This is a genomic window from Arthrobacter glycogeni (assembly GCF_054511155.1).
This window is the reverse complement of sequence record NZ_JBTNDE010000005.1, coordinates 118,100-135,706: the sequence shown is the minus strand read 5'-3', so window position 1 is coordinate 135,706 and position 17,607 is coordinate 118,100. Positions and strand designations below refer to the sequence as shown.

The following is a 17,607-nucleotide window of genomic DNA, read 5'->3' as shown; positions in this document are numbered from 1 at the left end:
ATGAAATGATCGGTGGTATGGCTGATATTTCCAGGGTGCACCTCGCGTCGACTTCAACCCAGTCGGGCATTCCACTGACTCTCGGACCGCTGGACGGCCGGTACAGCGGAGCTGTGGCACCGCTGGTCGACTATCTTTCGGAGGCCGCCCTCAACCGGGACCGCGTCCACGTGGAGGTGGAGTGGCTGATCCACCTCACTCGGAACACCGTACTGCCGGGAACCGCACCCCTCACCCCCGACCAGGAGGTGGCGCTGCGGGCCGTCGTTACCGGCTTCGACGGCGAGTCAGTCGCAGAGCTCGCCGAGCTGGAACGCGTGACAGTGCACGATGTAAAAGCAGTCGAATACTTCATCGGGCGCCGGCTGCCCGATCTCGGGATCGCATATCTCAAACCATTGGTCCACTTTGGCTGCACCTCGGAGGACATCAACAACCTGTCGTACGCCGTCGGAGTCAAGGGTGCCGTCGAGAACGTGTGGCTCCCAGCTGCCCGGTCGCTGACTGCCCGGATCGCCAGCATGGCACGCGAGTCGGCCGCCGTACCCATGCTGTCCCGTACCCACGGCCAACCGGCCACGCCCACCACCCTGGGCAAGGAACTCGCCGTGTTCTCGCACCGCCTGGACCGGCAACTCAAGCGGATCGAGGGTACCGAATACCTGGGCAAGATCAACGGTGCCACAGGCACGTTCGCGGCCCACTACGCTTCGGTGCCGGGCGCCGACTGGCAGCGGATTTCACGGGACTTCGTCGAGGGTTTGGGCCTCACCTGGAATCCGCTGACCACCCAGATCGAGTCCCACGACTGGCAGGCCGAACTGTACTCCGATGTGGCCCGCTTCAACAGAATCCTCCACAACTTCTGCACCGATGTGTGGAGCTACATCTCCATTGGCTACTTCGCCCAGGTCCCGGTCGAAGGTGCCACCGGTTCCTCCACCATGCCGCACAAGGTGAACCCGATCCGGTTTGAGAACGCCGAAGCGAACCTTGAGATCTCCTGCTCGCTCCTGGACGTGCTCGGTGCCACCCTGGTGACCTCTCGGTGGCAGCGGGACCTCACCGATTCCTCCTCCCAGCGCAACATCGGCGTGGCGTTCGGCCACTCCCTCCTCGCCCTGTCGAATGTGGCTAAGGGACTGGACCGGCTCGACGTCGCCGAATCAGTGCTCGCGGCCGACCTGGACACCAATTGGGAAGTGCTGGGCGAAGCAATCCAGATGGTCATGCGGGCCGAGGGGATTGCCGGTGTTCCCGGCATGGATGACCCCTACGAACGGCTCAAGGACCTGACCCGTGGACAGCGCGTTGACGCAGCCCGGATGCAGGAGTTCGTCGTCGGGCTGGGACTTTCGCCCGAGGCCGAGTCTCGACTCCTGGCGCTCACGCCGGCAACCTACACCGGCATCGCTGAGCAGCTCGTCGACCACCTCGGGTAACCTCACCCCTCATCACCTGCGACTGGAGGGCCCTGTGAACGGCGTAATAGCAGGCTTCGCGGTTGTTGGGGCGGTGATCCTTACAGGTTACCTCGCCGCCCGGTTGCGGGTCGGTGGCCCCGAGACGGTCAAGGCCCTCACGCAGACCGCATTCTTCATCACCAACCCCGCCCTGCTCTTTACCATCCTCGCGCAGGCGGACCTCGCCGCCGTCCTGTCCGCGTACCTACCCATCGCCCTGATCACTGCGGTTGTCGCTGCGTTACTGTATGTCACGGTCAGCCGGATCTGGTTCCGCCGGCCCGCCGCCGAAACCGTGATCGGCGCGATGGCAGGCTCCTACGTCAATGCCAACAACATCGGCATTCCGATCGCCGTCTACGCACTGGGGAACGCCGCCGCCGTCGCGCCGGTCTTGCTGGTGCAGCTGCTCCTGCTGACTCCGCTGTACCTCACCATTCTCGACCTGTCATCGGGGCGGAAGCCCTCCGTCAGGAATGTCCTCACCCAACCGTTCCGCAACCCGATGATCATCGCGTCCTTCCTTGGGCTGGCGGTCGGGTGGACCGGGCTGGAGGTTCCGGAGTTGGTGTGGGAACCACTGCAGCTGCTGGGCGGAGCTGCAGTCCCGTTGGTGCTGTTGGCGTTCGGCATGTCCCTGCGTGGAAGCCGGCCATTGCGTGCCAGCGAGGGCCGCACCGAGGTGATCGTGGCGACCCTCATCAAGACCCTGGTCATGCCAGCAACCGCCTACCTGCTGAGCAGGTTCCTATTCCAGCTCGAGCCCGGACTGGTGTTCGGCGCCGTGGTGATGGCCGCCCTTCCCGCCGCCCAAAACGTGTTCCTTTTCGCTGGCCGCTACGACAAGGGAATCACTGTCGCGAGAGACGTAATCCTGTTGTCATCGGCGTTGGCCGTGCCGGCACTGATCCTCATTGCCTGGCTACTGAACTAACGTCTGGGCCCCACCGAGCAGCGTGATGGTCTTCGCCCGGCTGTTCCAACGTCGCACCCCCACCACGTTGCCCGCTGGCACGGCCCCGGTCAGGATGGCAAGCGCGTCCGGCAGTCGGTCTGGGCTTACCGCATTGGCGAGGGTGATGTGGGGAACCCAAGCGTCAGGCAGCGACGTACGCATGGGGCCGTCAACGTTGCCGACGTCGTGCACCCCCTGATGCAGCTGCAGCAGTTGAGAAGTACACACCACCTGCCGGGCCAGTACAAAACCGCGCCGTCCGGCGTCGAACAGCAGCAGTCCGGCGAAGGAAATCGTCAGGGGAAGGGTGAGGCGTTCGCCCAGCTCCCCGTCCCGGTCGCCGGTGATCACCGGCGCTGCGATCAGCGTGATGTGCGGCCGGTTGTGCGGTGAATTGTGGGCGGCCCGGCTGGGCAGGCCAGCCGCGAGCAGGGCATCCCATTCGGCATGAATGAACTGCTCCGTGGCATCGTCAAAGAGCAGTTCAATGCTGTCCACCGGGCCCGCTCAGTGAGGGCGCCGGCGAAAATCCCCGACACCCTCCGAACCGTCACCCTCGGTTCTGCCGGTCCGCGGATCGAACTGCGGACGCTGGTAGGCCAGCTCTCCTCCGCTTCGACCGCCGAACGGCCGCCCGTGATCGGCATACTCCTCACGGAAATAGGCGAGGCACCATTGACCCAGCTGGATCCGTGCACCTGTCCTCAGCACTGATGGCCCGGTCGGGTTGACGCTCCCACTGACCGGCCCGCGGGGGATGAGGACGTACTCGTCGGCGTCGTTGTGCATTACCTCGGCGTGAATGGCGTCCAGCCCGGGAAGCATCAGGTCGACGTCGGGCCCGCTGCCAATCGTGGTACTCACGGGCCCCAGATTGAACTCCCGCGGCACTTGGCCGCTCCACGTCGCTGAATCCTGGACGAAGATCAGCCGGGCGCGCCCGCTGCCCGGCGTGTGGTGGGTGGTGGTCACCCGGCGGCGAATCATCCGGTTGACGGTGGGGACAAGCGGGAACGGAGTTGACGGCGGCAGGAGGCCGGAAGTCCCGGCTTTACCTGACCCGCGCACGCTCCTGGCCAGCGGCGTGAGGGCACCGAGCGACCCCAAGCGGATATGCGGGGACCGGGTCAGGAGTCGTTGCACCCGTGAAGCCTCGACCGCTCCGAGGCTCACGAGGTTGCCCTTGGGGCCCGTAATGGACACGGCGACGCCCTTGTCGGCAAGGGCTTTCGCCAACTCCCTGACCGCGGCGAGCGACGGTGTGGAGGTCCCGCCGAATGCTTCAGGCGAGTCGACGAACACCTCAACCGTCGAGCCGTTGGCTGTCACTGTTCCGCTGACCGTTGATGCGGTGCGATCCGCCGTTGCTGGTTCGGTCATCGAGAATGCGAGATCGATCTCCAGTCGAATTTTTGCAGCCATGACTCAGTTGCGGTGGGTATCGGAGCCCGCTGCATCGTTATCGCTGGTAGTGACCCGAAGGGTTCCGTTCAGCTTCCAGGTGGCGCGCGGGGCGTCGGGCCCGATGTCTCGGGGAACCTCCACCGTCATGTCGATGAAGCTGTAGTTCACCGCTGCGCCCTTGCCGGTCAGGTAAGTCCACATTTCCTCGGCCAGGTCAGCCCAATCGCGGATGTTGTGGTTGCCCTGTTGGTCTGCGGAGGTGTTTTCGGTCATGAGTGATTCCTTCAATGGAGTGTGCTCTATGACAGACGCCCTCTACCCGTCTGACGCTAACGATCCAACCCTAGTACGGGCCCCCGTCCGGCAACAAGCCTTCCTGCAAGACGCCTAGAGCCAGCGCGCTGCCTCTAGATGCAGGCGCACCTTCTTCTCGTCGTCGAACTTGTCATAGAGCGCGACCATCATTGAGGAGCGTGGATTCCGGCTGAACATCGCGCGGTGGTCACTCACGAACTGCCAGTACAGGGCATCCCAGCTCTCCTGCCACCCGCCGGGCGGGAAGTTGCTCATCTTCTTCAGATAATTACTCCCGCTGACATAGGGCTTGGTGGTGATTATGCTGCCGGCCGCGTACTGACTCATGGCGTATACATTGGGAACCATCACCCAGTCATAGGCGTCGATGAACATCGCCATGAACCACTCGTAGACGGCGTCCGGGTGGATCCGATGCAGCGCCATCGCGTTTCCGAGCACCATCAGCCGCTCAATATGGTGCGCATAGCTGGTGTCACCGATCCGTTTGATGACGACGTCGACCGGCTCCAGACCCGTCTCCCCGGTCCACCATCCCTCAGCCAGGCCCCGGTCGAACCCGAGGGTGTTGCTGGTGCGCATCTCGCGACCACGCAGCAGATACGAGGCCCGCATGTACTCGCGCCACCCGATCACTTGCCGGATGAACCCCTCGACACTGGCGATCGGCGTGTCATGCCGGCCGGCATGGTCCAGGGTCACATCGACCACCTCCAGCGGGCTGAGCAGGCCCGAATTGATGCTGGAACTCAGCGCCGAATGGAACAGAAACGAGTCCGGCGCGGAGATTGCATCCTCGTACGGGCCGAACTGGGCAAACCGTTCATTAAGGAACGCCTCAAGGGCGCCTGCCGCCTGCTGGTGCGTGACCGACCAGTTGAACGTCCCGGCGACTCCCGGATTGTCGGGGAATTCCCGCGTGACCCAGTCGATGGCGTCCCGCACGTTGTCGGTGGGGTCGAGCACGGGCAGGTCCGGAACGGCCAACCCCCTGGGCAGTTTCTTCCGGTTGTCGGCGTCGAAGCTCCAGCGACCGCCCACCGGGCTGCCATCTGGTTCAACCAGGATTCCCAGCCGACGGCGCTGCCACTCGTAGAAGTTTTGCATCCGCCAGCCGGCGTTGGTGAAGTAGCCCCGAATCTCGTCGGGGCTGAGCAGGAATCCGGGGCTGGTGTCCACCTGCGCCGTCAGGCCGAGGTTTCCGAGGGTCGTGGCGAGCCGCTGCTCCAGCCAGTCGTCGACGACGTCGTAATACGTGCACCGCGTAGCCCCGATGTCCCGCAGGTGAGCACCCAACCGGTCCTGACTGGGGGTCGTCGCCGAAGTTTCGAGGTAGTCCACCGTGTAGCCCGCGTCCCTGAGGCGCTGCGCGAAGTGGCGCATACTGGCACGGTGCAGCACCAGTTTCTGCTGGTGGAATCGGTACTGGCGGAAGAACAGATCATCCTCTACCAGGATGAACCGGTGCGCCGCGGGCGCGCCGAGGTGCTCCTCGAAGAGCTGGTGAGGGAAAACCAACCGAACCTGCACTGACATCTCCTTCGTCCTGCGTGCCGCGCTTCAGCACCGCTGCCATGCTTCCACATCGCGGGCTTCCCGCGCCCGGTTGCTAGGGTGAAGCCTATGACTCGATTCGCCGTTCATGTTGCCTGCGCCGACGGCCAGAGTATTGACACCTTCCGCCTGGACACCCGTTCCGGGGCCCTCGACGCCGGTCAGTCGTTGGCGCTGGGCGTCAAGGTGCAGTGCCTGGCGATACACCCCAGCGACCGCCTGCTATATGCAGCGCTGGCCACCACGCCGCCCACGGTGAGGTCACTCGCCATCGATGGGAGCACCGGAGACCTCAGGCCACACGGGACTGCAGAGCTGATCGCTGGGATGGCCTATCTGGGGGTCGACCCGTCGTGCGGTCACCTGCTCGGCGCCTCCTACACCGACCACCTGGTCAGCGTCATGAGCCTTGACGACGACGGCGGGATGCTCCCTGGCACCGCGTCCTCCGCCGCACCCGGCAAGCATGCCCACGCGGTGGTCACCAGCCCTGACGGACGGTTCGTGTACGCCACCGCCCTGGGCGACGACCTGATTGCGTGGTGGCCGGTCGATTCCGTCACCGGGGCACTAGGTGTCGGCGGCCAGGTGGCCGCGCCGGCCGGGAGCGGCCCACGGCATCTGCGCTTCTCGCCGTCCGGGGAGACGCTCTACGCGCTTCACGAAATGTCGGGGGAGATTGCCGCCTACGCCCAAGACTCCGAGACCGGCGTCCTGACCGAGCAGCAGCGGATCTCCTCAATTGCCTCCTCCCTGAACCTCGTGCCGGGCCGGGTCCGCGACGGGTCCGGACCGGACCCGGCCGCGAATGCCATCTGGTGCGCCGAACTGCAGGTGTCCCCCGACGGCCGTTTTCTGTACAGCACCGAACGATCCAGCAGCACCATCGCCGTCGTCGCCGTCGCACCCGATGGCACGCTCTCGCTGATCGATACCACCACCACCCAGGCCCAGCCGCGCGGGATGAACATCGATCCGACTGGTGAGTTCCTGCTGGCGGTCGGTGAGCTCTCCGGCCAGCTGACCGTGTACCGGATCGACCCCCAAAGCGGGCGCCTGCACGAGCGTGGAAAATACGACTGCAACCCCGGTCCGCGCTGGATCGAATTCTCGCCGTTGGCCTAGCGTTGTTGGACTAGCGCTGTTGCGTGCAGAAAAGTGGCGGAAGGGAAGCTAAGTGGCGACGCCACCACTTTTCTGCGGCGTTTAGGGTCCGGTACTCACCGCCCGGCCAAGTCGCCCGATCTAACTTTGTGACGGAGGTGGTCTTTTCGGCGGAGGGGGTAGTCAGGAGCGGCCGGTCAGCGCCCCGGCGAGGCTGTCCAGTGCGCCCGGAACCAGCGAATAATACGCCCACACGCCCCTCTTCTCCCGGGTCAGGACGCCCGCGTCGACCAGGATCTTCAGGTGGTGCGACACTGTCGACTGGCTAAGGTTCAGCGGCTCGGTGATGTCGCAAACGCACGCCTCAGCATTGTCGCTTGAGGAGATGATCGAGACCATCCGTAGCCTGTTGGGATCAGCGATCGCCTTTAACTGAGCGGCCAACGACGACGCCGTCTCCTCCGACATGACCGGCTCACCCGTGGGCGTGCAGCAGGCGGTGAGGGCGTCGGGTTGTGTTGTGACGGCGGTAGTCATCCATCCATTATGCACTGACATTGACATTCGTCGATGGATTGGGAAATACTTCAGGCATCGAAGACCATCGATTTATACGACCACCATTCGTCCCGTTCAACGGAGCCCCTTGAGTACTCAAACCCTTCCCGCCGAAGAGACGACCGGCAGACTGTCCACCCTCGATCGACTGCTTCCGGTCTGGATCATCGCCGCGATGGTAGTTGGCATCGCTCTCGGCCAGTTCATTCCCGGCATGGCCGGAGCCCTCGACTCCCTGGCCATCGGCTCGGTGTCCCTGCCCATCGCCGTCGGCCTCCTGGTGATGATGTATCCGGTGCTGGCTAAGGTCCGCTATGACCAGACCGGTGCAGTGATCAAGGACCGGAAGCTCATGATCACCTCCCTGGTGATCAACTGGGTTGCCGCCCCTGCCTTCATGTTTATCCTGGCCTGGGTCTTCGTCCCCGACCTGCCCGAATACCGCACCGGTTTGATCATTGTCGGCCTGGCCCGCTGTATCGCCATGGTGATGATCTGGAACGACCTCGCCTGCGGTGACCGCGAGGCGGCGGCCGTTCTCGTCGCCATCAATTCGGTCTTCCAGGTCTTCGCCTTCGGAGCGCTGGGCTGGTTCTACCTGCAGGGACTGCCCAGCCTGCTGGGACTGCCAACCGCCAGCGCCGACTTCTCCTTCTGGGCCATCACCATCAGCGTACTCATCTTCCTCGGCATACCACTGCTGGCCGGGTTCCTCACCCGCACCATCGGCGAGCGCGCCAAGGGTCGCGACTGGTATGAGGGAAAGTTCCTCCCCAAGCTCGGACCGTGGGCCCTCTACGGGCTGCTGTTCACCATCGTGATCCTTTTCGCCCTGCAGGGCGATGAGATCCTCGCCAGGCCGCTCGACGTCGCCCGTATTGCCCTCCCCCTGCTGATCTATTTTCTGGTGGTCTTCACAGCAGGCATGGTGATCGGTAAGCTGCTGAACCTTGGCTACGCCAAAACCACCACCCTGGCTTTCACCGCCGCCGGCAACAACTTCGAGTTGGCTATCGCCGTCGCCATCGGCACCTACGGGGTGACCAGCGGCCAGGCGCTGGCCGGCGTCGTCGGACCCTTGATTGAAGTCCCGGTTCTTGTTGCACTGGTCTATGTGGCCCTCTGGGCGCGGAAGCGCTTCTTCGCCACCGATCCCCTGACACCCGCAAAGGAAACCTCACATGTCTGATTCATCAACCAAACCCTCAGTCCTCTTCGTCTGCGTCCACAACGCTGGCCGCTCCCAGATGGCCGCCGCCTTCCTGACCACCCTCTCCGAGGGCCGGATCGAAGTCCGCTCCGCCGGCTCGCAGCCAGCCGACTCGATCAACCCAGCAGCAGTCGAGGCAATGCGCGAACTCGGCATCGACATGTCGGCTGAAATCCCCAAGGTCCTTACCGACGACGCCGTCAAAGACTCCGACGTCGTCGTCACCATGGGGTGCGGTGACGAATGCCCCTACTTCCCGGGGAAACGTTACGAGGACTGGGTGCTTGAAGACCCGGCAGGCAAGGGCGTGGAGTCGGTCCGGCCGATCCGCGACACCATCAAGGGCCGCGTCGAAGCCTTGATCGCGGAGTTGCTTCCCGCGTGAGCGGGCTCCCGGTCGTGATCATCGGAGCGGGACCCATCGGTCTCGCCGCCGCAGCTCACCTCCTCGAGCGAGGCCTGCAGCCACTGATCTTCGAGGCCGGTACGACGCCGGGTGCCGCGGTCAGCGACTGGGGCCACATCCGCTTGTTTTCCCCGTGGCAGTTCAACATCGATGCCGCCGCGCGCCGTCTGCTCGAGCCCACTGGTTGGGCCTCCCCACGGGGAACGGCCCTACCCTACGGATCCGAGCTGGTTGCCGATTACGTGACACCGCTGGCGGCAGTACCGGTCATCGCCGAAACCCTGCAGCTCAACACCCGCGTCCTCGCGGTGACCCGCCAGGGGATAGACAAGACCCGGACCAAGGACCGCGACAGGCAGCCGTTCCTGGTCAGGGTGCAAGGCCCTAACGGCGTTGAGGACCATCTGGCACGCGCCGTCATCGACGCCTCCGGCACCTGGGACCAGCCAAACCCCCTCGGGCAGGGTGGACTCCCGGCCCACGGAGAGGCTGAGGCCGACCGCTTCATCACTCACCCGCTCCCTGACGCAGCAGGCGACGCCCGTGAGCAGTTCGAAGGCAAACGGGTCATGGTGGTCGGCGCCGGGCACTCTGCGGCCAACACCCTGATCGCGCTTGGACAGGTGGCACGCGCCCCCGGGTCCACCTCCATCATCTGGGCCGTCCGCGGCACGGGTTCTGCCGATCGGCTCTATGGGGGCGGCGACCTCGACGGCCTGCCAGCTCGCGGCCAGCTCGGCTCCCGGCTGCGCAAGCTGGTTGCAGACGGCGTGGTGGAGCTCAGGACGTCGTTCACTATCACCGGCTTCACCGCCGGCGACGCGCTGACTGTCCACACCGCCGATGGCTCAGTCGAGGTGGACGTCCTGATTCCGGCCACTGGCTTCAGACCGGATCTGGGAATCGTCCAGGAACTCCGCCTGGAACTGGACCCTGCGGTTGAAGCGCCCCGCGCGCTGGGACCCTTGATCGACCCCGAGTTCCACAGCTGCGGCACTGTGCCCGCGCACGGCGCCAAGGAGCTAGCTCATCCCGACAAAGACTTCTACCTGGTTGGGATGAAGAGCTACGGGCGTGCACCCACCTTCCTGATGGCCACCGGCTACGAGCAGGTTCGGTCGGTGGTCGCGGCACTAGCCGGCGACACAGCCGCCGCTGAGGACGTGCAGTTGGCACTCCCGGCGACCGGAGTCTGCAGCACCGATCTGGGCGGTTCCTGTGACGCTCCGGCGCCAGCCGCGCAGGAAGAGGCGGACAGTTGTTGCAGCACGCCCCAACTAGTGAGCGTTGGCGTCCCGACCGGAACGGTCCACGGCCGCTTCAACGACCCTGATTACTGACCAAGAAGGAGCTCAAACATGGCAACTCACCCCAACCCGATGCCCGGATTGATCAACGACGAACATGTCCTGCACAGGATCAGCGGTGAGCTCGCGGGCAGGTTCGACGGTGTGTTTAGTCCAGAGATGGTCGACCGGTACGTTTTCGAGTCCTACACAGCCCTCGCGCGGACCGCAAAGATCAAGACCTATCTGGCCTCCATCACCAAGCACTTCGCCGAGGACCGCCTGAACGCCCTCGCTCACGCCCAGGGCATCCGTCCCAGCGGAAAGGCCGAGGTGCTGTTCGTGTGCGTGCAGAACGCTGGACGCTCGCAGATGGCCGCCGGGTTGCTCAGGCATTACGGCGATGGCCGGATTAGTGTCCGTTCTGCAGGATCAATGCCCGCAGAACATCTCAACGCCCACGTGGTCAACTCCATGAAGGAGCTCGGCATTGATCTGGACGCCGATTTCCCCAAGCCCCTCACCGACGACGTGGTGCGGGCGGCCGACGTCGTCATCACCATGGGCTGTGGTGATACCTGCCCGATCTACCCGGGGAAGCGTTACGAGGACTGGCAGGTCGAAGACCCGGCGGATCTGGACCCTGCCGGTGTCGAGCGGGTGCGGAACGACCTGGACGAACGAATCCGTAAGCTGGCGGCCGAACTACTCGACCAGTAACCGGGACTAAGCATTCCTGCGCAACGGTTCCTGCAACAGATCGACCAGCTCCAGAAGTTGCTCCATCTCGTCGGTGAATTCCTGGTTGGCGCCGCTGCCTGCGAAGAAGGCCGCGTCGTAGTAAAGCCCATCGCCCATGAGCTTCACGGCGCGAGCTACCGGGCGGCTTCCTAGCGATACCTCGAGTGCACCCAGCCACAGCGCCTGAATCTGTGCGAAATTTTGCTGTGCCTTCGGGTGCCCCTGCTGGGCGAGGCGTGCCATCGCCACGAGGGCCCGGTCGAGCGCACTGTCCTCGTACACGGAGGTCCGTACGTAGTAGCGGGCCGCTCCCTCGGAGTCAGCGGTCATCAGCTCACGGTCAATCGTGGAAAGGGCCAGGAGCCGATCCCCCAACGCATTCACCAACGCTTCCTTCGACGGGAAGTGATACAACAAGCCACCCTTGGACACGTCGGCAGCCGCTGCGATCGCTTCCATGGTCGCGGCCCGTTCGCCGTCGTTTATGAGGATGTTCTCGAAGCTGTCAAGAATGCGCTCTTTGGAACTAGCCATGTGTCAATCGTAACGGATCTTCACGCTTTACTGTACCGGCTGGACGGTATAGTATTGGGTGATGAGCAACTCGACCGATGTCTCCGAGCCGATCACCGGGGCGGCAGCACTCAACCCCGCGCCCACCCGGGCCGGTCGACGTGAATGGACTGCCCTCGCCGTACTGATGCTGCCCGTGCTTCTGGTGGCTGTCGATAACACCGTGCTCGCCTTTGCCACCCCCGCCATCTCCCTGGCGTTCAACACCAGCGGCACGACACTGCTGTGGATTATCGACAGCTACCCTTTGGTGCTCGCCGGTCTCCTGGTCGCCATGGGGAGTTTTGGCGACCGCTTTGGCCGCCGCCGGCTCCTCATCATCGGCGCCGTGGGCTTCGCAGTCTTTTCAATTGCCGCCGCCTACTCGCCTACCGCCGAGCTGCTTGTTGCCTCACGGGTGGGACTCGGCGTGTTCGGCGCCATGCTGATGCCATCCACGCTTTCCCTCCTCCGCAACATCTTCACCGACCGCAACCAGCGCCGCCTCGCCATTGCCATTTGGGCTGCCGGATTTTCTGCCGGCGCTGCCATGGGCCCGCTCGTTGGCGGCGCGCTTCTCGAGCACTTCTGGTGGGGTTCGGTGTTCCTGCTGGCCGTCCCGGTACTGCTCCTCATGCTTGCCCTTACCCCCGCGCTGGTCCCGGAGTCGAAGGACCCCAATCCGGGCCGTGTGGATTACCTGAGCATCGTCCTGTCGGTCTCCACCATGTTGCCCATCGTGTTCGCGATCAAGAACTTCGCCAAGGGTGATTCGGTGGCGGTGACAATTGCCGCCGTCGTCATCGGCCTGGCAGCCGGGACTGCGTTCACCAGGCGCCAGCTAGGCCGACCGAATCCCATGCTGGACGTCCGGCTATTCACCGTACGTGCCTTCACCGGCGCGGTACTGGTGAACCTGCTCGCCATCTTCTCGCTGGTGGGGTTCATCTACTTCGTTTCACAGCATTTGCAACTAGTGCTGGGGCTCAGCCCACTGAACGCGGGGCTAATTTTGGTGCCTGGCCTGGTGATGACGATCATCGCTGGCCTGGCTGTAGTGCCCGTTGTCCGCCGGGTGCCGCCGCACACCGTGGTACCTGTCGCCCTGCTCTTGTCGGCGGTGGCGTACGCGTTCGTCGCCATCACCGGCCGGGGTGGATCTCCTACCGTGCTGCTGTTCGCCTTTGTGCTGCTGGGCGTCGGTGTCGGCGCGTCAGAGACGATATCCAACGACCTGATCCTCTCGACCGTGCCCGCAGAGAAGGCGGGTGCTGCGTCAGCGGTGTCCGAAACCGCCTACGAGGTGGGTTCCGTGTTCGGTACGGCACTGCTCGGAAGCGTACTGCTCGCCTCCTACCAGCGCAACCTCGTGCTGCCGGCGGGTCTCAGTCCGGAGCAGGAAGCCACCGCCACCGAGACGCTGGGCGGTGCCGTGAACACCGCCGCACAATTGCCGCCCAGCGGCGGCAGTCAGCTTCTGGAGTCGGCGTTCCACGCCTTCGACAGCGGTGTGGTGCTCATCTCGGGGATTGGCGCAGCGCTGATGGTGTTGGCGTCCGCACTTGCCCTGTGGAGCCTGCGACGCGCATGAGAATCCTGGGGGGAGTCCCCGCACGCCGCAGGCTTGACCTCTTTGCGAGGGTCAGGCTGCGGGTGTGATCCCGCCGGTGCACGCAGCGCCAGGCTCCCGGGTCTGCTCACCCTGAATGTACCGCTCAAGGAAAACTGGCAACCGGCCATCATCGGCTGTGTCGACGCTCAGCTGCAGACCCCAGGCGCTCACCATGATCGGCGACTCCTGATCGGCATATGGGCTGAGGATGACGTAGCCGCTGGATCCCACCAGGTCGGTCAGGGCGTCAATGTCGGCCTGGGGGAGATCGGGCAGGTAGGTGATCCAGACCGCGCCGTGCTCCATGGAGTGCACGGTGTTCTCGTTTGGAATCTCCGAGGTGTAGACACCACAGTTGGTCCAGATGGGGTTGTGATCTCCACCCACGGGGGCTGACTGCTCGTAGTCCACCGGCGCATCGGTGTGGTCGAAGGACAGGTCCTCGAACTCCTGGACGCCTTCAATCGGCTGGCTGGCGAGGTCTTCGATGCGCTGGTTTTCCTGCACCTGGCCCACGATGACGATGGTCACGGCAACGATAATGGCGATCACAACAGCACCGATTCCGCCGAGGATCAACGTGGTTCGCCGACGGTCACCGGCCCGCTGCTTGGACTGGATGGCCTTCAGCCGCGCCTGGCGGTCGGCATTGTCCTGGGCTCGCTTCTTGTTCAACGCGTAAATCCTTTTCCCGTAAGTGTGATTGAAACCAATGTACCGTCGGTGATGCTACAGCTCATCCAGCAGGGCTTCCATGGCGGCTATTTCGGCTACCTGGGCGGCCATCATTTTCTCGGCGGCAACCCTGACCCGCGACTCCTGAACCAGCTCGGCCCCCGCCTGCGCCATGTCCGCGCCTGCCGTGTGGTGAGTGATCATCAAGGTCAGATACAGGTGCTCTGCCTCGGCGCCCGAGGCATCCGATAGCTCGGCGATCTGCCCAGGCGTGGCCATTCCGGGCATCAGACCGTCGTCCCTGAGCATCCCGCCTTCAGTGCCATGGTCCATGGACCCCGCCATCCATGCCATATTTGGCCCGGCTGAGCTCTGCGGCAATCCCCATTCTTCAAGCCAGGCATACATCTGGCCGATCTGATGCTGCTGGGTCATTGCGACGTCGTAAGCAATGGTGCGGACCACCTCATTGTTGGTTCGGTCGCGGACCAATCGGGACATCTCTACCGCCTGGGCGTGGTGCACCTGCATGTCGCGGGCGAAACCAGCGTCCGCGCTATTGGCCGCCGGGTAGTTCGGGCCGGTACCGATCCGGCCGGCAACGAAGGTGAGCACAAAAAGACAAACCACCAGCGCTCCAGCCAAGGCAATGAGCACGCGCTTCTGCCACGTCTCCAGGTGCAGCGTCATCTACCTAATTCCTTGCTCGTTGGTCATTCCATCTTCTCCAACGTATTGCATGAGCCTCGGCGTTCCCTGTGTAATCCGGAGATACCCCCCAAGGGTACTTGAGTTATACGGGTAGGGGGTATATATTCGAGGGAGACCGAGGAGACCCAATGACCGACACCACCACCGAACACGGATACACAGCCGATAAGGCTGTCTATCTCCGGCGTCTGAAACGGATCGAGGGTCAGGTCCGCGGGATCGCGCGGATGATCGAGGATGACAAGTATTGCATTGATGTCCTTACCCAGGTCTCAGCGATCAACAAGGCGCTGCACGCGGTCAGCATCGGTCTTCTCGAAGAGCACATCTCCCACTGCGTAGTGGGCGCGGCCAATGAATCCCAGCTCACCGGCAACCCCGACATTGTCCAGGAAAAAGTCCAGGAGGCCTCGGCGGCCATCAGCCGCCTGCTGAGGTAACACGTCCCTTCCACCCAAGGAGTACCACCATGAGCACCACCACCGTCAACATCTCTGGCATGACCTGCGGCCACTGCGTCGATTCGGTCACCGAAGAAATCCTGACTATCGACGGCGTCCAGAACGTCGCCGTCGACCTCAATAAGGGCGGAATCTCCACCGCCACGGTCACCTCAGCGTCCGTCCTTGACCCGGAACAGATTGGCGAGGCCGTCGCCGAAGCCGGCTACCTGGTTGTCGCCACCGACGCCTAAATAGGACACGGCACCACCCAGCAGCAACGTCTACCAGCAGTGCGACCTATCAGTACCACCAAGGAACACGATGAGCACCGACCAGTTGAAGACCACCCCCGCCACCAGGATTGTCGAACTCGATATTCAGGGCATGACCTGCGCGTCCTGCGTGGGACGGGTGGAACGCAAATTGGGCAAGCTCGACGGCGTCGAGGCCAGCGTAAACCTGCCGCTCGAAACCGCCACCGTCACGGTCCCGGAGCACATCTCGGATCAGGACATTGTGGACACGGTGCAGGCGACGGGATACACCGCACAACTGAAGCACCAGGGCCGCAGCACCGCCTCGAATGCGGGGTCGAGTGATCCGGCCCTGGAGGGGACCCACCCAGAAGCCTCCGACCACCTGACCCATGGTGGATCAGATGCGCAACTGCGGCCGCGGCTCATCGTCGCGGCGCTACTAACACTGCCGGTCGCCATCATCTCCATGGTGCCTGCGGCGCAATTCCCGCACTGGGGTTGGGTCGTCTTCGCCCTCGCCCTGCCGGTGGTGACCTGGTCCGCGTGGTCGTTCCATCGGGCCGCCGCCATCAACGCGCGCCACCTCGCGTCAACAATGGACACGCTGGTTTCTATCGGTGTCACCGCGGCGTTCCTCTTTTCAGCCTGGCAACTGTTCAGTGATCCAACCATCACCGAACACGCGGGCATGGCCATGAGTGACCACGCACTGTATTTCGAGGTGGCAGCTGTCGTCGTCACCTTCTTGCTGCTGGGCCGCTATCTTGAGGCAAATGCCAAACAGCGCGCCGGCGAAGCGCTCAAGGCGCTGTTGAGCCTCGGCGCGAAGGACGCAACGGTCCTCCGCGACCAGGACGGCCGCCGGGTTGAGGTCAAGGTACCGGCCGATTCCCTGGTCCACGGTGACGAGTTTGTGGTGCGGCCGGGCGAGAAGATCGCTACTGACGGTGTGGTGATCGATGGCACCAGCGCTATCGACACTTCACTGATCACCGGCGAATCGTTGCCGGTGGACGTCGGCATTGACGACGTCGTCACCGGCGCCACCATCAACACTTCGGGTCGCCTGATAGTCCGGGCCACCCGGATTGGCAGCGAGACCACCCTGGCCCAGATGGGACGGCTCGTCAGCCAGGCGCAGAGCGGCAAAGCGCCCATTGCCCGGTTGGCGGACCGAATCAGTGCCGTCTTCGTCCCCATCGTGCTAGCCATCGCCCTCCTGACCTTCATCGCCTGGATGGTGCTGACCGGGGACCTGCAGTCGGCGTTTACTGCGGCCGTCGCCGTCCTCGTGATCGCCTGCCCGTGTGCGCTCGGGCTCGCTACGCCGACGGCACTCCTGACCGGTTCGGGGCGTGGCGCCCAGCTGGGCATCCTCATCCGTGGACCGCAGGTCCTGGAGGACACCCGCACGGTCGACACCATTGTGCTGGACAAGACCGGCACTGTCACCACCGGCAAACTTGCAGTGACCGACGTCGTCGTGCTCGGTGCCCTGGATCGGAACCACGTCCTGCGGCTGGCCGGCGCGGTTGAGGCCGCCAGCGAGCACCCGATTGCGCAGGCGATCGCTGCGGCAGCACCGGGCCACCCCGCGGTGACCGGGTTCAGTAGCTCCGCCGGCGGCGGGGTGCGGGGCACGGTCGACAACGGCGGGCGCGCCGTCACCGTGCTCGCCGGGCAGTCCGGCTGGCTGGAAGAGAACGGGGTCGCTCTCACCGACGCACACCGTTCAGCACTGCAGGGTCAGCAGGATTCCGGGGCCACCGCCGTCTGGGTAGCAGTTGAGGGCCGCATCGCGGGCCTGGTGTCGCTGAAGGATACGGTCAAGGACTCATCTGCTGCGGCTATCGCGCGGCTCAAGGATCTGGGACTGCGACCTATCCTGCTCACCGGCGACAACGCCCCGGTGGCACACCGGGTGGCTGCCCAGGTAGGAATCGCTCCTGACGATGTGCTCGCCGGGGTGCTTCCAGCGGGCAAGGTGGAGGCCGTCCGGCGGCTGCAGGCCGAAGGAGCCACGGTGGCGATGGCCGGCGACGGGGTCAACGACGCCGCCGCCCTGGCCCAGGCTGATCTGGGGATCGCCATGGGCTCGGGCACCGATGTTGCCATTGAGGCAGCCGACCTGACCGTGATGGGGAACAGCCTGGAGCAGGTGGCACAGGCCATCGAGCTATCGCGCAAGACCCTCCGCACCATCAAGACCAACCTGTTCTGGGCATTCTTCTACAACACCATCGGCATCCCGGTGGCTGCTCTGGGGTTCCTCAACCCGATGGTCGCGGGTGCGGCGATGGCCGCGAGTTCAGTGCTTGTGGTGGCCAACTCGTTGCGGCTGCGTCGGTTCGGTAGGTAAAA

The 17,607-nt window shown here is 64.2% G+C and carries 19 protein-coding genes; 11 read left to right on the top strand and 8 right to left on the bottom strand.

Annotated features, from left to right (window positions below):
* Positions 1-17: 17 nt before the first annotated feature.
* Both purB and ACX80O_RS05310 read left to right on the top strand, forming a co-directional pair.
* Complete coding sequence (purB, locus tag ACX80O_RS05315; RefSeq protein ID WP_459332776.1) at positions 18-1,442, top strand: adenylosuccinate lyase; 1,425 nt, start codon at positions 18-20, stop codon at positions 1,440-1,442.
* A gap of 34 nt (positions 1,443-1,476) precedes the next feature.
* Positions 1,477-2,397 (top strand): AEC family transporter, encoded by a 921-nt coding sequence (locus tag ACX80O_RS05310; protein ID WP_459307560.1) that lies wholly within the window; start codon positions 1,477-1,479, stop codon positions 2,395-2,397.
* Here ACX80O_RS05310 and ACX80O_RS05305 read toward each other — a convergent pair.
* The 4 genes from ACX80O_RS05305 to ACX80O_RS05290 all read right to left on the bottom strand — a co-directional run bounded on the left by ACX80O_RS05305 (position 2,386) and on the right by ACX80O_RS05290 (position 5,673).
* On the bottom strand, positions 2,386-2,916 hold the full coding sequence (locus tag ACX80O_RS05305; protein WP_459332775.1) for a 2'-5' RNA ligase family protein: 531 nt from the start codon (positions 2,914-2,916) through the stop codon (positions 2,386-2,388). The two genes, ACX80O_RS05310 and ACX80O_RS05305, sit on opposite strands and share 12 nt — an antisense overlap.
* Before the next feature lie 9 nt (positions 2,917-2,925).
* Entirely contained in the window at positions 2,926-3,840 is a 915-nt protein-coding gene (locus ACX80O_RS05300) for an FHA domain-containing protein (protein WP_459307558.1), read from the bottom strand.
* 3 nt (positions 3,841-3,843) lie between these two features.
* Positions 3,844-4,095 carry a hypothetical protein gene (locus ACX80O_RS05295; protein ID WP_459332774.1) on the bottom strand — a complete coding sequence of 84 codons (252 nt, stop codon included), beginning with the start codon at positions 4,093-4,095 and terminating at the stop codon, positions 3,844-3,846.
* Between the two features lie 114 nt (positions 4,096-4,209).
* The gene (locus ACX80O_RS05290) at positions 4,210-5,673 is read right to left on the bottom strand and encodes a cryptochrome/photolyase family protein (protein ID WP_459332773.1); all 1,464 of its coding nucleotides are present in this window, start codon (positions 5,671-5,673) and stop codon (positions 4,210-4,212) included.
* A gap of 87 nt (positions 5,674-5,760) precedes the next feature.
* Between ACX80O_RS05290 and ACX80O_RS05285 the strand changes: the two genes are divergently transcribed.
* Positions 5,761-6,816 (top strand): lactonase family protein, encoded by a 1,056-nt coding sequence (locus ACX80O_RS05285; protein WP_459332772.1) that lies wholly within the window; start codon positions 5,761-5,763, stop codon positions 6,814-6,816.
* Positions 6,817-6,978: 162 nt separating this feature from the next.
* Here the strand turns inward: ACX80O_RS05285 and ACX80O_RS05280 are convergent, their stop codons facing one another.
* Complete coding sequence (locus tag ACX80O_RS05280; RefSeq protein WP_459332771.1) at positions 6,979-7,332, bottom strand: ArsR/SmtB family transcription factor; 354 nt, start codon at positions 7,330-7,332, stop codon at positions 6,979-6,981.
* Between the two features lie 109 nt (positions 7,333-7,441).
* Between ACX80O_RS05280 and arsB the strand changes: the two genes are divergently transcribed.
* From arsB to ACX80O_RS05260, 4 genes are read left to right on the top strand one after another with little or no spacing between them, the layout of a single operon-like run.
* Positions 7,442-8,542 carry an ACR3 family arsenite efflux transporter gene (gene arsB / locus ACX80O_RS05275; RefSeq protein WP_459332770.1) on the top strand — a complete coding sequence of 367 codons (1,101 nt, stop codon included), beginning with the start codon at positions 7,442-7,444 and terminating at the stop codon, positions 8,540-8,542.
* Complete coding sequence (locus ACX80O_RS05270; RefSeq protein WP_459307552.1) at positions 8,535-8,948, top strand: arsenate reductase ArsC; 414 nt, start codon at positions 8,535-8,537, stop codon at positions 8,946-8,948. Before arsB ends, ACX80O_RS05270 begins: the two co-directional genes overlap by 8 nt.
* Positions 8,945-10,309 carry an NAD(P)-binding domain-containing protein gene (locus ACX80O_RS05265; protein WP_459332769.1) on the top strand — a complete coding sequence of 455 codons (1,365 nt, stop codon included), beginning with the start codon at positions 8,945-8,947 and terminating at the stop codon, positions 10,307-10,309. Before ACX80O_RS05270 ends, ACX80O_RS05265 begins: the two co-directional genes overlap by 4 nt.
* An 18-nt stretch (positions 10,310-10,327) precedes the next feature.
* Positions 10,328-10,975: an arsenate reductase ArsC gene (locus ACX80O_RS05260; RefSeq protein ID WP_459332768.1), complete on the top strand. Its 648-nt coding sequence runs from the start codon at positions 10,328-10,330 to the stop codon at positions 10,973-10,975.
* A 6-nt stretch (positions 10,976-10,981) separates the two neighbouring features.
* Here ACX80O_RS05260 and ACX80O_RS05255 read toward each other — a convergent pair whose 3' ends face one another.
* The gene (locus ACX80O_RS05255; RefSeq protein WP_459307549.1) at positions 10,982-11,530 is read right to left on the bottom strand and encodes a TetR/AcrR family transcriptional regulator; all 549 of its coding nucleotides are present in this window, start codon (positions 11,528-11,530) and stop codon (positions 10,982-10,984) included.
* Positions 11,531-11,591: 61 nt separating this feature from the next.
* Between ACX80O_RS05255 and ACX80O_RS05250 the strand changes: the two genes are divergently transcribed.
* Positions 11,592-13,139: an MFS transporter gene (locus ACX80O_RS05250; protein ID WP_459332767.1), complete on the top strand. Its 1,548-nt coding sequence runs from the start codon at positions 11,592-11,594 to the stop codon at positions 13,137-13,139.
* A gap of 51 nt (positions 13,140-13,190) precedes the next feature.
* Here the strand turns inward: ACX80O_RS05250 and ACX80O_RS05245 are convergent, their stop codons facing one another.
* Positions 13,191-13,835, bottom strand: coding sequence for a thioredoxin-like domain-containing protein (locus tag ACX80O_RS05245; RefSeq protein WP_459332766.1), 645 nt, complete (start codon positions 13,833-13,835; stop codon positions 13,191-13,193).
* 54 nt (positions 13,836-13,889) lie between these two features.
* Positions 13,890-14,525: a DUF305 domain-containing protein gene (locus tag ACX80O_RS05240; protein ID WP_459332765.1), complete on the bottom strand. Its 636-nt coding sequence runs from the start codon at positions 14,523-14,525 to the stop codon at positions 13,890-13,892.
* A 149-nt stretch (positions 14,526-14,674) separates the two neighbouring features.
* Between ACX80O_RS05240 and ACX80O_RS05235 the strand changes: the two genes are divergently transcribed.
* The 3 genes from ACX80O_RS05235 (at position 14,675) to ACX80O_RS05225 (ending at position 17,605) form a co-directional block, all read left to right on the top strand.
* Positions 14,675-14,986 (top strand): metal-sensitive transcriptional regulator, encoded by a 312-nt coding sequence (locus ACX80O_RS05235; protein ID WP_459307545.1) that lies wholly within the window; start codon positions 14,675-14,677, stop codon positions 14,984-14,986.
* A gap of 29 nt (positions 14,987-15,015) precedes the next feature.
* On the top strand, positions 15,016-15,240 hold the full coding sequence (locus ACX80O_RS05230; protein ID WP_459307544.1) for a heavy-metal-associated domain-containing protein: 225 nt from the start codon (positions 15,016-15,018) through the stop codon (positions 15,238-15,240).
* Between the two features lie 70 nt (positions 15,241-15,310).
* A complete protein-coding gene (locus ACX80O_RS05225; protein ID WP_459332764.1) occupies positions 15,311-17,605 on the top strand; it encodes a heavy metal translocating P-type ATPase in 2,295 nt (764 codons plus the stop codon).
* Positions 17,606-17,607: the final 2 nt, after the last annotated feature.